Below are 14992 nucleotides of genomic sequence, written 5' to 3'. Positions count from 1 at the left end.
TGTATACTCTGGATTTAATTCCGATTTAAGCTCGGTATATAGCGAATTTTCTTTGCGACCACGAGCTTTCGTTGCCCGAATCAGATTTTCTTTCGGAAAAAATTAGTGGCATAAAAAAAGCTGCCTTTGTAGGCAGCTTTTTAATTCTTATATGGTCATAATGTCTTTCTCTTTTTCTGTTAGCAGGTCGTCTACTTTCTTACCGAATACGTCGGTATATTTTTGAACTTCAGCTTCAGCATCTTTTTCAGCATCTTCCGATAAGCCTTCCTTAATCAATTTTTTCAATTCGACATTGGTATCTCTTCGGGCATTTCGGATACTTACTTTAGCATGTTCGCATTCTGCTTTGGCTTGTTTTACCAAATCACCTCTTCGTTCTTCGGTTAAGGCCGGAATGTTAATTCGAATTACTTCGCCATTGTTATCGGGATTAAAACCCAAATTCGAATTCATAATTGCTTTTTCAATTTGAGCAATCATTGGCTTTTCCCAAGGTTGAATAGCAATGGTTCTTGGATCGGGAACACTAAGGTTCGCAACTTGAGCTAGTGGAGTCATGTTGCCATAGTAATCTACCATTACGCCATTCAGCATGCTTGGATTAGCTTTTCCAGCGCGAATTTTCAGTAATGCTTTTTCAAGATGGTCAACAGCAGCTTCCATCTTTTCCTTCGTATCCTCAAGATACATTTGAACTTCTTCAGTCATCGGAGAAAGATTTTAATATTTTTTATGGATCAATGTATGTTCTTACAAAAATAACAAAAATCTGTAAGCAAATAAAAATACTTTTTTTTATTAAAACAAACGAGTAATTGTCATAAGACTATGGCAAGACCTAGTTATGAACCAAAGTTCCTATTTTTTTTCCTTCAATTACTAGTTTTAAATTTCCAATGGTATCCATATCAAAAACAATAATTGGTAAATTGTTTTCTTTGCACATTGTTGTTGCAGTTAAATCCATCACTCTTAAATCTTTGTGATAAATTTCGTCGAAAGTGATGCTTTCATATTTTGTGGCACTGCTATCTTTTTCAGGATCGGCGGTATAAATTCCATCTACGCGAGTTCCTTTAAGCATTACATCGGCTTCTATTTCAATTCCTCTTAGCGATGATCCAGTGTCTGTTGTAAAGTAAGGGTTTCCTGTTCCGGCCGAAAATATGGTCACATAACCTGCCGATAGGTAGTCAACTGCTTTTTGTTTGGAGTAAAATTCGCCAATTGGTTCCATGCGAATGGCTGTTAATACACGCGATTTGCATTGGATTGCTTCCAGCGCAGAATTTAGGGCTAGGCTATTAATTACGGTTGCAAGCATTCCCATGGAATCTCCTTTTACTCGGTCGAAACCTTTTGCTGCACCGCTTAATCCGCGAAATATATTACCGCCACCAATTACAATTCCAACTTCAACACCAAGTTCAGCAATTTCTTTAATTTGTTCAGCATAGTCGCTTAGGCGTTGTGAATCAATGCCATGTTGCTGTTCGCCCATTAAAGATTCGCCACTTAATTTTAATAAAACACGTTTGTATGTAAGCATTCGTTCCAATTTTTATGTCTAAAGTTGAGAAAATTCTACGATAAGATAAAAAAAAAGAGTTCCGAAAAGGAACTCTTTTTATATGTAATAACAATTGTATTAAGCATTTAATGTGATACGCATCATATGAGTCACAGTTAAATTTTTATCGGCCTCAGCAAGATATTGTTTAATCGTTTGTTTGTTATTTTTAACAAAGTCCTGATTCAATAATGTTGATTCCTTAAAGAATTTAGCCAAACGACCTTGAGCGATCTTATCAAGCATAGCTTCAGGTTTACCTTCGATACGAGCTTTTTCTTTTGCGATTTCAAGTTCTTTTGCAACCACATCAGCGTCAACACTGTCTTTATCGATTCCCATTGGAGCCATAGCTGCAGCTTGCATAGCAACATCTTTAGCCATTTGTTCTTCAACAGGTAGGTTAAAACCAATTAAGGTAGATAGTTTGTTTCCAGCGTGGATGTAGGCAACAGCAAATTCTGTTTCCATTTTACCGTAGAAACTCAAATCGATTTTTTCTCCGATAACACCAGTTTGTTCTGTAACGTGTTCTTCAATTTTTCTACCATCAAGCTCTAAGTTTTTCAAAGCTTCTAAATCGGTAGGCATATTTTCCAAAGCAATGTCAAGAATTTTGGTTGCAAATTCTACAAAACCGTCATTCTTCGCAACGAAGTCAGTTTCACAGTTTAAAGTAATCATTGCACCTTTTTTCTTGTCTTCAGAAACTTTTGCTATAACTACACCTTCAGTTGCATTTCTGTCGGCACGTTTGTTAGCAATCGCCATTCCTTTTTTACGAATGATGCTTACTGCTGCGTCGAAATCTCCTTCTGCTTCAGTAAGAGCATTTTTACAATCCATCATTCCTGCGCCAGTTGCTTTACGCAATTTGGCTACATCTGCTGCTTTAATAGACATGATATATCTAATTTTTTATTCGTTAATTATTCCTTATCACTCTTTTTTTCCTCTGTAGCTGGAGCTTCAGGAGTTGATTCTGCAACTGGAGCTTCAGGGGCAGCTTCTACAACTGGAGCAGCTTTTGCTTTTTTAGCAGGAGCTTCTTCTTTTTTAGCCTTTTTAGCCTTAGCAGCTTTTTTCTCTGATGCTTCGGTTTCTTTCTCAACTTTTCTTTCAGCCAAACCTTCTTTAACAGCAGCAGTTACAATATCAAGAAGTATAGCAACAGAGCTAGATGCATCGTCATTTGCTGGTACAACAAAATCAATTCCATCAGGACTTGAATTGGTATCAACAATTGCGAATACAGGAATACCTAAACGGTTTGCTTCTTTTACAGCGATATATTCTTTCATTACATCAACTACAAATAGAGCTGCCGGTAATCTGGTCAGATCAGCAATACTACCTAAGTTTTTTTCCAACTTAGCTCTTTGACGAGATACTTGTAGTTTTTCTCTTTTAGATAAGTGGTTAAGAGTTCCGTCAGCTTCCATTTTATCGATGGTAGACATTTTCTTAACTGCTTTTCTAATAGTAGGGAAGTTAGTTAACATTCCACCTGGCCAACGCTCAGTTACATATGGCATGTTTACTGCAGCTACTTTCTCAGAAACGATCGATTTTGCTTGCTTTTTAGTAGCAACAAAAAGAATTTTTCTTCCTGATTTTGCAATTTGTTTCATTGCGGCAGCAGCAACATCAACTTTAACAGCTGTTTTGTGCAAGTCTATAATGTGAATTCCATTGCGCTCCATGAAAATATAAGGAGCCATTTTTGGATTCCATTTTCTAGTCAAGTGACCAAAGTGGCAACCTGATTCTAATAATTCTTCAAATGTAGTATTTGACATTTTTGTTTTTTTTAATCGTTTACATTCATTTTATGGCAATTGCTAAGTAGTCCGAAAATCGGAGTCTTACCAATTTAGATACTAAACTTGCCACAAAAATATTAACGCTTGCTAAATTGAAATTTCTTACGTGCTTTAGGTTGACCTGGTTTTTTACGTTCAACCTCACGAGGATCGCGAGTCATGAAACCTGCTACTCTTAGTGCAGATTTTGATTCAGCATCAATTTTTACAAGTGCTCTGGAGATTGCCAAACGAAGAGCTTCAGCTTGACCAGTTACTCCACCACCATCAAGATTTACTTTGATGTCGTATTTTTCAGCTACCTCTAAAAGGTTTAAAGGTTGCTTTACGATGTACTGTAGAGTTCCGGTAGTAAAGTACTCTTTAAGCTCTTTTTTGTTGATGGTAATCTGACCCTTACCTTCGCTAACGTATACACGAGCAACAGCTGCTTTTCTACGTCCAATAGCATTAATCACTTCCATACCTACTTATTTAATTGTGTTTAAATCTAATTTTTTTGGCTGTTGAGCTTCGTGTTTGTGCTCAGATCCTACGTATACATGTAGGTTAGTATAAAGAGTTCTTCCCAAACGATTCTTTGGAAGCATACCTTTAACGGCCTTCTCAATCAATCTTTCAGGATGTTTTGCCAAAAGATCAGCTGGGGTGTGAATTCTTTGTCCACCTGGATGTCCAGTAAAAGAAAAATACTTTCTGTCGGTTAATTTATTACCGGTCATGCGTATTTTCTCTGCATTGATAATAATCACGTTGTCTCCACAATCAACATGAGGAGTGTAGTTTGGCTTATATTTACCTCTAATTAGCTTTGCTACTTTAGAGCTAAGTCTACCTAACACCTGATCTGCTGCATCAATAACAACCCACTCTTTAGTGGCAGTTGCTTTGTTTGCAGAAACTGTTTTGTAACTTAATGTATCCACGTTAAAAACTTTTAATAATTAATACTTTAATACAATTATTCCGATTTGGCTTGCAAAAGTACAAGAATCCTATAAATACACCAATTTTTTTAATGATTTATTGATGAAGAACTTAACCTGATGTGGATAATCGGGGTAATGTGGAGTAGTTAAGTCTGTCAGTAAATCAAATTGATCTATTTCCCAAAAATGAATCCTTTACTTGCTAAGGGTAGTAGAATCAAGTTGTTGGGGTGGGAATCCTTATGTGTAAGCCCATCGTTACAATTTCACTGCAAAAGTAGGAAATAAATTTATTTTAGGACTTACTTTTCTCTATTTTTTTAGAAAGAAATACAATTGGATGATTTGATACGCAGGAACTAAGCTTCGACACTCTTTTTTTGAGTGATTAATTTAGATGAAATGAGTACTGCAAAAATTCTTCATGTGGAATATACTGGGTGCAACTTACTTTTTGATGAAACACAAATCGTGACAGCCTAAATAAAGAGGTGGTATCTAGTTCCATTTTATTTTTTTGAGGAAAAAATCACCATTTATCCGAAGATAGATTGCGGTAGCGTAACTTTCAGCAGAATTTTTCAAATCGTAGTAAAAGTCTAATTTTCCACCTAAGTGAATGCCTTTGTTGATTTTGCGTTCGTATTGGTATTTTAAGGTAGTCATCTCTCGGCGGTCTTCATAGTTTCCAGGTGTGCTATAGGAAACGCATTGGAACAATTCAGAGCCCTTCGAGGAGGCAAAGTGGTAGGCATTCCAATATCCTAATGTGAAATTGGAATGTTTTGTACTAGCACTTATTTGTGGGTAAAAAGCATGTCCTTTGTCGAATATGTAATCTTTTTCCGATGAATTGTCGCTAAAATAGTAAACTAAAGTCTGGAAACTCCAGGAGGTAATTTTCGAATTTTCAACTTTCCGAGTAAAGTTAAATCCAGAAGAAAAGTTACCGATAGTTTGTACACTATCATCCGAAGTATCGATTTCACCTCCTCGGTGAGTAAAAATAATTTGAACGGGAATGGATAAGTTGTTTTGCGAAGATGGATTGTTTAGTTGGTATTTGCTCGAAATTCCAAATGTAAATCTTTCCTGAAAAGGATCTTCTTCTAAAATGAATTGTTCCCAATTGATCCATGTGTCGAATTGGAGTCGTTTGGCTTTGTACAACCACTGAATTCCACTTTCAGCCTGATCGGTAAAGAATCTTTCAGGTTCGAACATGGGCTCCGAAAGCATGTGATTTCTATCCTGCTTTAAATTTCCTAGAATTAAATTACTTTTTTGGGAAGCTTGGAAGTTGATCGAGTATGCTGCTTCAGTATTGGTAAAAGATTCTCGTCCCGAATATTTTTGAAGGTGTATGCCTGCTTCTATTCTAATTTTAGAGGATGGATAATACACCAGTTTAGGAGTTGCTAAATAGCCAATCCATGTTGCACCGTTAGTAAATTCTCCTGAGTATTCGTTGTTCTTCACAAAATTGAAATTTTCAAATCGTAGGAACAGTTTATTGCTATCGGCTTTTTCAAATTCCTTATAATGCCTAAAGATGGAATTCGATTCTTGGGCAAATGAAGAGAATTGACTTGTTAGGATCAGTAAAAAGAGGATGAAATTGCGAATTGGGGCTTGGCTCATATTTATTTTTTAGGGCAGTAAAATTACAATTATCTGCAAAAGTTTCTTACAAATAAAAGCTAATTATTTAGAAGTATATTTTTAAAGGAAGTTTTGAAAAATAATATTCATTGTTGATTTAACTCGCTATTTGTTCAATTTGTTTGCTGTGCTGAATCGGGTAAAACCAATGCCAATATAAAATAGGCAATAAGCATTAATGGGTTAAATAGTGTGAGTATGAGCCACACTGCTCGAATTATCACAGGGTCTAGCTCGGGATTTATGTATGTAGAAATGCCTCCGCAAACTCCTGCTATTTTTTTCTCTTTTGATCGAAATAAGCGTCTCATAATGTTGTATTTTTTAATTGTGAATTTATTTATTGATCCTCATTTTCATCCTTATCGAAAGTGAAATGCGATAAAGAGCTTAGTTCTTTAGTTTTAAAATCGCCATAAAAGGATACCAATGATGTTCTGTTTTCGTTGTAGTGGAGAATGTGAAACTCCTTGAATTGATCACCTTTGCCTTTAGCGAAGAAACGGACTTCATCTGTATTATCAGAGTCTTTTCCTTCCAATACTTCGGAATACAAGTTGCCCTTTGATAGTTCCGAGATCACAATTTTTTTAAATTTAGTTTCCTTGCCTGTTTCATGTTTGTAGCTCAAAAATTGAATGCTTTCGCAATCTCCGGTGATGTTTTTCTCTAGTTCATCTTCGTCAACATCAAAATCGAGATTTTTCAGGAAGCTGCCCGCAAAGTTAAAGCTGCTAAATCCTTCTAGATTTGAATATTTTGCATGAATTTTTTCTCCTTTTGTTTGGGCCATAAGGAATATTGGCAGGGCAATAACTGCTAGGGTGATGAGTATCTTTTTCATGATTATTTTATTGATATTTATAATCTATTAAGTGCTACTACTTATTTCTCTAGAAGACTTAAGCCTTCTTCTTTCATTATCCACATTTTATCAAGCATATCGTAATCCCATGTATTTGTTACGTTGTCGATGTCATGAATGATTTTTCGCATTGATGGATCGAGATAAATGACTTTTCCTTCCGGTAGTTTAATAGTGATGTGTAAGTTTTGGTTTTTCCATTTGGAATGAGCAGGGAGTGTAAAGAATTGGTCGAAAACCAGAAGTGAATCGGTTTGTACCCATTTGTAGTCTATATTTTCGGCATTTTCACTAGCAATCTCATTTGATTTCCCGCGAGCTTTCTTTTTAATTTTAATCTCAATTTTATCTGAACTACTCTGTTCTATGTCAAGTGTAGGTTTTCCAATTACAATTTTTTTGTCGTCTTTTATTACGATTTTAATGCGATCAATGTCGATATTTTCAGCATCTCTATCAAAATCAATATTATTGATGGTTTTTAAGTAAAGTGTATCGCTTTTGTTTGCTTGAAGGGCTATGTTTTCGCTGTAGCGAGTACTACTTTGCATGTAGTTTTTCACTTGAGAAAAGCTCAGGCTAATCAGTAAAATAATTCCTAGTAACCAGAAAGTAAGTGCTGATAATCCTATGATTTTATTGTTGGTTTTAAAATTAAATAGGAGTTTAAGGCCAGCAAATATCAGGAGCAAAAGAGGAATTCCTATCACCACAAGAATGCCAATGGTGAAAAGTGTAATGCTGCTTCCGTCCAAAAAAAGATGTGGAAAAGCAGATCCGGGAAAATGGAAATCGGAGAAAGGTCCAAAAAAACTGTTGGCGAAAATCATCGAGCCAATAAAGCTGATAAGAGATACGAATCCTGCAAATACGAATGCAATTCCTAATAGAATAATCATTACTTTCAGAACCAATCGCAAAACGATTCCGGCAAAATCTACAATGCGATCAAAACCATCGCGAACATGAGGGCCATTTTTGTCTCTTATTTTCTCGAAGCTTTTCTTCACTTCCTTATATTCATCTTTTATCGATTCCTCGATATTGGAAACGTTCACTTTTTTTCCTTTCATCTCCAGCTTTTGAGTTGTGGTGATGGCTTTGGGTACGGCAATCCACAATATCACGTAAAGTAGAAGTGAAAATCCGTAGCCAAGAAAGAAAAATAGGGCAAAAAGGAGACGAATTATTATTACATCGATACCAAAGTAAGCTGCTAAGCCACTTGCTACCCCGCCAAGAACTCTGTGGTCAGGATCGCGGAATAGTCTTCTTTTCTTTTGCGAGGAGCTATTGTGGGTATTGCTTTCTTCCTCTGTGTTTTCTTCGCTACTTTCGTCGATATCGAAAATTTCTTCAGGTTTTCCCATTATTGTAATGGTGGCTTCAACCATCTCAATGGTTACTACTTGATCTTTAGTGCTTAATTTCTCCTGAAAAATTTCCGCAATTCGAGCTTCAATGTCGGCAATAATTTCGCGCCCCTCTTCGCTCGAGCCATAATGAGAGTTAATCGTTCTCAGGTACGATTGAAGATGATCAAAAGCGTCCTCGTCGATGTGGAAAATGCTTCCACTTATATTGATTGTTAATGTTTTCTTCATGGGTATGTTGGTTTATAGGGCTTATTTTTTAATGGTGTTAACGGCATCAACTAGGTCTTGCCAGGATTGATCCAATTCTTTTAAAAATTCGCTACCGGTTTCTACAATGGTGTAGTATTTGCGAGGGGGTCCCTGAGTCGATTCTTCCCATCGGTAGCTAAGGAGTCCATCGTTTTTTAAGCGAGTGAGGAGCGGATATAAAGTGCCTTCCACAACAATCATTTTTGCTTCTTTAAGCTCCTTGATAATGTCTGAGGCATAGGCATCGTTTCTCGATAAAATGGAGAGAATGCAGTATTCCAACACTCCTTTACGCATTTGGGCTTTGGTATTTGCTATTTTCATATTTGGCGTAAATTAAATTCCTGTATTACTGTTTCCTGGATGATTCCAGATGCTCTTATATTCTTGTTTTTCTCTCAGAACTGGTTGTTTTTGGAAAAGAACAGAATCATTTGATGTTTGGTCTTCTTTTGTGGAAAAATCAATGTTTGTGCTTTTGTCTTTTGTTGTTTCAGTCAGAATGTCTTTGCATATCTGAATATTTTCTTCGAAAAAGAAAAGGTTTGTATTTAAGTATGTATTCTCTTTCGTAAGTCTCATTGTTGGATTTGAAAATTCTGATTGCTCTTTACTTAGGTAGTCTGATAGTATTTTTACAAAGGGTGCAATTATTTCCGGTTGTTTGGTGTTTTTGCTGATGTACTGAGCGTTGGATGTTATTGTCCAAGAAAATAGAAGCATTAGAATCAGACTTAGCTTTCCGATTGAATGATTTCTTTTGTTCATGGCATTTCTTATTTAGACTATTTGTAAGAGTGATGCTTGTTTGTTATACAAATATACGTATAAAAAAAGGTAGTATGCAAAACATAGTACTGTAAAAAATATCAACACAAGCGTAAAGTGCTATAAATCAGCGATAAAAAAATTAGTTAAAAAATCTTACATTTGGTTTTTGAAAATAGAGAGAGGAAAATGGCAAAAGTGATTCATTATAGAGAAAAGTGTATTGGTTGTGCGTATTGTGTTGAACTTGCTCCCGGGTTTTGGTCTATGAATCAGGATGACGGTCGTTGCGATTTGTTGGGGTCTGCTAAGCGTGCGAATTTTTTTGAATTAGAATTGTTCGCCGATGAAATTCAAAAGAATCAGCGGGCTGCTGATATCTGTCCGGGAAAATGCATTCGTATAAACAAGTGAGCTTAAAAGAAAAAAAGAGCGAATTCCTTACTTGGAAATCGCTCTTTTAATAGATGAGTTGATTTTAAATCTGTGCTAGATCTAAAATTATTTCGCTGATCGTTTGCGATCGGTTTCTTTCAAGAATATTTTTCTTAGTCGAATAGAATTTGGTGTAAGTTCTACATACTCATCGCCTTGAATGTATTCCAATGCTTCTTCTAGAGAGTGAATGATTGGAGGTGATAATCTCACTTTATCATCGGTGCCAGAAGTACGCATATTGGTAAGTTTTTTGGTTTTTGTTACGTTAATAACCAAATCACCTGCGCGATTGTTTTCTCCAATTACCTGACCTTCGTAAATTTCAACAGTTGGACCAACAAAGAAGGTTCCTCTGTCTTGTAATTTATTTAGTGCATAAGCAAATGTTAATCCAGTTTCCATGGCAATTAAAGAACCATTAACACGTCCAGGAATTGGTCCTTTGTGAGCTTGGTACTCTAAAAATCGGTGAGAAATGACAGCTTCACCTGCAGTTGCAGTAAGCAATTGATTTCTTAATCCGATAATACCTCTTGAAGGAATATGGAATTCAAGGTGAATACGATCAGCCTTGCGTTCCATGGTTAGCATTTCACCTTTGCGTTGAGTGACAATCTCAATGGCTTTTCCAGAAACATCTTCGGGAAGATCGATGAATAAAAATTCAACAGGCTCACATTTTTTACCATCAATTTCTTTGATGATTACCTGTGGCTGTCCAACCTGAAGTTCGTAACCTTCGCGACGCATTGTTTCGATAAGTACAGACAAGTGAAGAACACCACGGCCATATACAATAAAGGAATCAGCAGATTCAGTTTGTTCAACGCGAAGTGCTAAGTTCTTCTCTAATTCTTTGTTAAGTCGATCAATTAAGTGACGAGAAGTAACGAATTTACCATCTTTTCCATAAAAAGGAGAGTTGTTGATGGTGAATAGCATACTCATTGTAGGCTCGTCAATAGCAATTGGTTTTAATGGCTCTGGGTTTTCAACACTACAGATAGAATCTCCGATATCAAATCCTTCAATACCTACTAAAGCACATATTTCACCTGAGGCTACTGATTGAACTTTTTCTTTTCCAAGACCTGTGAATATGTGTAGTTCTTTAATTCTTTGTTTTTTGATGCTGCCATCAGGCTTCACCAAAGTAACATCCATTCCTTCGCGAAGTTCTCCTCTATGAACACGTCCAACAGCAATACGACCAACATAAGCTGAAAAGTCAAGTGATGTAATCAACATCTGAGGAGTTCCTTCGATGGTTTTTGGCTCTGGAATGTAGTCAATAACAGCATCTAGAACAGCAGTAATATCTTCTGTTGGCTTTTGCCAGTCTTTCGACATCCAGCCTTGTTTGGCAGAACCATAAACTGTTGGGAAGTCTAATTGTTCTTCGGTGGCTTCCAAATTAAACATCAATTCGAAAACTTGCTCCTGAACTTCTTCTGGTCTACAGTTTGGTTTGTCAACTTTATTTACAACTACAACCGGTTTAAGGCCTAATGATAAAGCTTTTTGGAGTACAAAACGAGTTTGAGGCATTGTTCCTTCAAAAGCATCAACGAGTAGTAATACACCATCGGCCATGTTCAAAACACGCTCAACTTCACCTCCAAAGTCGGAGTGACCTGGAGTGTCAATAATATTGATTTTCACTCCTTTGTATTCGAGAGATACGTTCTTCGACAAGATGGTGATTCCTCTCTCTCTTTCCAGGTCGTTGTTGTCAAGGATTAAATCACCCGGGTTCTCATTTTTTCTAAAAATGTTACTATGCATTATCATTTTATCAACCAAAGTAGTCTTGCCGTGGTCAACGTGAGCAATAATGGCAATGTTTCTCAATTTCCTCATCTTGTATTTTATTAATTTGAGAAGTAATATCCTCTGTAAGCTAATGAAATAGGATGTTGCATTCTCTTTCTTTTAATTTTATTGCTAGAATTGAACATCGTTTTTATTCTAATCAAGAACGAAATTGTTGTGACAGAATCGATTGCGTTGTTCAAAATGCGGCTGCAAAAGTACGTTTTATTTTTGTGATTTGTTCTGTTCTGATCAATTTAATTTTATTTTAATGCTTGGTTTTAATTCTTTGCCTTTTATTGATGTTAAATTAACATTGGCTACTTGATGATATACTTTCTTTGTAGCGAAAATAATAATGGTGATAGTTCAATTTAGAATAAGATTAATTTACGATTTCATCGGTGGGTATCGCAAGTGTAGAGGGATAATTGAGCTATTTGCTATCTGTTATTTTAAATAAAAAAATGAAACAAGTTTAAAACTAAGTATTTAGGTGATATTTGATTATGTGTTCTATACGAAAAATAGTATCTTTCGTTCTCTATATAATTTAATAAACTTGTTTTTATCAAATGGCTTTTTACAAAAAAAGGATAATAAAAATAGGGTCTAGTTTACCAGATAAAGTAGTTTTTATCGAAAAACGGTAAAAAATAACGGAACTGTCGAAATTAGTTCATTTTTTTTTTGCTAAAAAGTTAAAAAGCAACCACTTTTGTGAATCTTTTTTTTTCTCAATGAATGTGAGATGATTTTGTGGTGATTTTACCACACAATTACTAACCTAACAAATTGTTTTATGAAAAATGCTATGAGAAGTATTTTGACAATGGCAGCAGTGATGATGTTGTCCATTGCAGCTATTGCTCAAAACACCGTTACAGGTGTTGTCGTAGATGGCGCTACCAATGAAAGTTTACCTGGTGCGTCTATTGTTGCAGCCGGAACCTCGGTTGGAACGGTTTCTGGTTTTGATGGTTCGTTTAGCCTAGAATTGCCTAAGGGGACTTCTAAAATTATTGTGAGTTTCGTTGGTTTTTTAAATCAAGAAATTAGCTTAAATGGTACTCAAAACCTAGGAACTATTAAGTTAGATGCTGATGCTGTTGGTTTGAAAGAAGTAAGTGTGATGGCTTCTATCGTAACTGATCGCGAAACTCCAGTAGCGGTTTCAACTATTAGTCCTGAGATTATTCAGGATAAATTAGGAACTCAGGAGTTTCCTGAAATTTTGAAATCTACACCATCTATCTATACTTCGAAAGAAGGTGGAGGATTTGGTGATGCAACTGTTTATGTTCGTGGATTTGATTCGAACAATGTAGGTGTGTTGATTAATGGTATTCCTGTTAACGACATGGAGAGTGGTAAAGTATACTGGTCGAACTGGGCTGGTTTGTCAGATGTAACTCGTACTATGCAGGTTCAAAGAGGACTTGGAGCTTCTAAACTTGGACTTTCTTCAGTAGGAGGAACCATTAACATTCTGCTTAAAGGTGCTGATGCTAAAAAAGGTGGTGTTGTAAAAACAAGTGTTGCCAATTCGGGTTACCAAAAACAACTTTTCACTGTATCTACTGGTTTGATGGATAATGGATGGGCTGTTTCTCTTTTGGGTTCTCATACTTATGGTGATGGTTATGTGAAAGGAACTGATTTCGATGCTTGGAGTTATTTTGCGAATATTTCTAAAAAAATCAACGAAGAGCATACTGTTGCTTTCATGATTACTGGTGCTCCTCAATGGCACAATCAACGTGGTAACAAACATACCATGGAGCAATACAGAACCAATAAAGATGAATTCAAATACAATTCTGATTATGGTATTCGCGATGGTGAAGTTTATGGTGGTGGATATGGATACAATTACTACCACAAACCTCAAGCTCAATTGAATCATTACTGGAATATTGATGATGCTACTTCTTTAACAACATCTGCTTATGCCTCAATTGGTACAGGTGGTGGTCGTAGAATTAGTGGAGATCAGAGCAAACTATTAAGTGTTAATAGTAGTACTGGTGAAGATTACGATGCAACTCTTCGTACTGGTGATGGACTATTGGATTTCGATGCAGTTTCAGAATTGAATGCTACTTATACAGTAGATGGATCTCAAGCGATTGTGGGTAACTCAGTAAATAACCATGCTTGGTATGGTTTACTATCAACTTTAACTAAAAATTACGATAACTTAGTGTTAACTGCTGGTTTCGATGGTCGTTACTACAAAGGAGAACATTACAGAGAAGTTGACGATTTATTAGGGGGAGCTTTCTATTTAGATTCTTACGATATGAATAGAGATGCGAGTACTAAGTTATATAAAGGCGACAAGTATTCTTATTACGATGATGGAAAAGTAATGTACACAGGATTATTCGGTCAATCGGAATATGTAACCGATGATTACAGTGCATTTATATCAGCAGCTTTCTCAAGAAAAGCATACCAACGTGTTGATTACTTCAACTATCTAGATTCAGATTCAGATCAGACTTCTGACTGGCAGAATTTTTATCCTTGGAATGTAAAAGGAGGATTTAACTACAAAATTAATTCGGTTCACAATGTATTTGTGAATGGTGGATATGTTAAAAGAGCTCCTTACTTCTCAAATATTTTCTTGAATTACACCAATGAAGTGAATGAAGGTGTAAAATATGAGAAAATCATCACCTTCGAATTGGGTTATGGCTATACTGCTACCAATTTCGATGCAAAAGTAAATATTTATCGTACCAATTGGAAAGATCGTGCTATTGTAACTAGTATTGGAGATGAGACTGCAAATATTGCTGGTTTGAATCAATTGCACCAAGGTGTTGAGATTGAAGCAAATTACCGGCCAGCTAATAAGCTTTCCTTTCATGGTAGTTTCTCTTATGGAGATTGGGTTTATCAAGATGATGTAGCGTTTACTCTTTATGATGATGAACAGAATGCTCTTGGTGAGTTTAATGCCTATGTTAAAGATGTTCATGTAGGTAATTCTGCTCAAATGACAGGTTCTTTATCGGTAAGTTATGAGGTTTTAGAAGACCTAAGAATTGGTGCTGATTACACTTACTACGGAAACCATTATGCTGATTTTGATCCTACGAATAGAACAACAGAAGCTGATTCTGGAGTGGATGCATGGGAATTGCCTGATGTAGGTCTTGTTGATTTCAACTTTAGCTACAAATTTAAAATTGGTAATTTAGATGCTTCGATTAATGGTAATGTTCAAAACTTGTTTGATGCAGAATACATTTCAAAATCGGATGATGGAGACAATCACAATGCTGAATCAGCAATGGTTTTCTACGGTTTTGGAACTACTTGGTCAACAGGTTTAAAAGTTAAATTTTAATCAGTCATTTTAAAACCAAAAAATAAGATACGATGAAAAAAATTATATATATGTTATCGCTTTTGGCATTTATTTTTGCTGGCTGTGATACGATGGAAGATACGTATGATGAATTAGAAGAAGCGGGTGTAAGTGA

The 14992-nt window shown here is 35.9% G+C and carries 15 protein-coding genes; 2 read left to right on the top strand and 13 right to left on the bottom strand.

The window, feature by feature from the left end:
- Window positions 1-147: 147 nt before the first annotated feature.
- From frr to ABYT26_RS16200, 12 genes are all read right to left on the bottom strand, one after another.
- A complete protein-coding gene (gene frr / locus ABYT26_RS16255) occupies window positions 148-711 on the bottom strand; it encodes a ribosome recycling factor (protein WP_372755820.1) in 564 nt (187 codons plus the stop codon).
- Window positions 712-841: 130 nt separating this feature from the next.
- Window positions 842-1552, bottom strand: coding sequence for a UMP kinase (gene pyrH / locus ABYT26_RS16250; RefSeq protein WP_372755818.1), 711 nt, complete (start codon window positions 1550-1552; stop codon window positions 842-844).
- 99 nt (window positions 1553-1651) lie between these two features.
- Window positions 1652-2476, bottom strand: a complete 825-nt coding sequence (tsf, locus tag ABYT26_RS16245) for a translation elongation factor Ts (RefSeq protein ID WP_372755816.1) — start codon at window positions 2474-2476, stop codon at window positions 1652-1654.
- 26 nt (window positions 2477-2502) lie between these two features.
- Window positions 2503-3372 carry a 30S ribosomal protein S2 gene (rpsB, locus tag ABYT26_RS16240; protein ID WP_372755814.1) on the bottom strand — a complete coding sequence of 290 codons (870 nt, stop codon included), beginning with the start codon at window positions 3370-3372 and terminating at the stop codon, window positions 2503-2505.
- 101 nt (window positions 3373-3473) lie between these two features.
- Complete coding sequence (gene rpsI / locus ABYT26_RS16235; protein ID WP_372755812.1) at window positions 3474-3860, bottom strand: 30S ribosomal protein S9; 387 nt, start codon at window positions 3858-3860, stop codon at window positions 3474-3476.
- A 6-nt stretch (window positions 3861-3866) separates the two neighbouring features.
- A complete protein-coding gene (rplM, locus tag ABYT26_RS16230) occupies window positions 3867-4322 on the bottom strand; it encodes a 50S ribosomal protein L13 (RefSeq protein ID WP_372755810.1) in 456 nt (151 codons plus the stop codon).
- Between the two features lie 501 nt (window positions 4323-4823).
- Entirely contained in the window at window positions 4824-5966 is a 1143-nt protein-coding gene (locus ABYT26_RS16225) for a hypothetical protein (protein WP_372755808.1), read from the bottom strand.
- A 134-nt stretch (window positions 5967-6100) separates the two neighbouring features.
- On the bottom strand, window positions 6101-6298 hold the full coding sequence (locus tag ABYT26_RS16220; RefSeq protein ID WP_372755806.1) for a PspC domain-containing protein: 198 nt from the start codon (window positions 6296-6298) through the stop codon (window positions 6101-6103).
- Between the two features lie 29 nt (window positions 6299-6327).
- Entirely contained in the window at window positions 6328-6831 is a 504-nt protein-coding gene (locus ABYT26_RS16215) for a DUF4252 domain-containing protein (RefSeq protein ID WP_372755804.1), read from the bottom strand.
- A 41-nt stretch (window positions 6832-6872) separates the two neighbouring features.
- Window positions 6873-8456, bottom strand: a complete 1584-nt coding sequence (locus ABYT26_RS16210; protein WP_372755802.1) for a PspC domain-containing protein — start codon at window positions 8454-8456, stop codon at window positions 6873-6875.
- A gap of 21 nt (window positions 8457-8477) precedes the next feature.
- The gene (locus ABYT26_RS16205) at window positions 8478-8801 is read right to left on the bottom strand and encodes a PadR family transcriptional regulator (protein WP_372755800.1); all 324 of its coding nucleotides are present in this window, start codon (window positions 8799-8801) and stop codon (window positions 8478-8480) included.
- A 12-nt stretch (window positions 8802-8813) separates the two neighbouring features.
- A complete protein-coding gene (locus tag ABYT26_RS16200) occupies window positions 8814-9245 on the bottom strand; it encodes a hypothetical protein (protein ID WP_372755798.1) in 432 nt (143 codons plus the stop codon).
- Window positions 9246-9434: 189 nt separating this feature from the next.
- On the opposite strand from ABYT26_RS16200, the gene ABYT26_RS16195 reads away from it, so the two are divergent.
- Entirely contained in the window at window positions 9435-9659 is a 225-nt protein-coding gene (locus ABYT26_RS16195; RefSeq protein WP_372755796.1) for a ferredoxin, read from the top strand.
- 87 nt (window positions 9660-9746) lie between these two features.
- Here ABYT26_RS16195 and typA read toward each other — a convergent pair whose 3' ends face one another.
- The gene (typA, locus tag ABYT26_RS16190) at window positions 9747-11543 is read right to left on the bottom strand and encodes a translational GTPase TypA (RefSeq protein WP_372755794.1); all 1797 of its coding nucleotides are present in this window, start codon (window positions 11541-11543) and stop codon (window positions 9747-9749) included.
- Between the two features lie 754 nt (window positions 11544-12297).
- On the opposite strand from typA, the gene ABYT26_RS16185 reads away from it, so the two are divergent.
- Entirely contained in the window at window positions 12298-14856 is a 2559-nt protein-coding gene (locus ABYT26_RS16185) for a TonB-dependent receptor (protein WP_372755792.1), read from the top strand.
- Window positions 14857-14992 lie beyond the last annotated feature (136 nt).

The sequence above is a fragment of the Labilibaculum sp. genome (assembly GCF_041595635.1).
Taxonomy (GTDB): Bacteria; Bacteroidota; Bacteroidia; order Bacteroidales; family Marinifilaceae; genus Labilibaculum.
The sequence above is the reverse complement of the archived record's forward strand: the minus strand, read 5'-3'. Positions and strand labels throughout refer to the sequence as shown.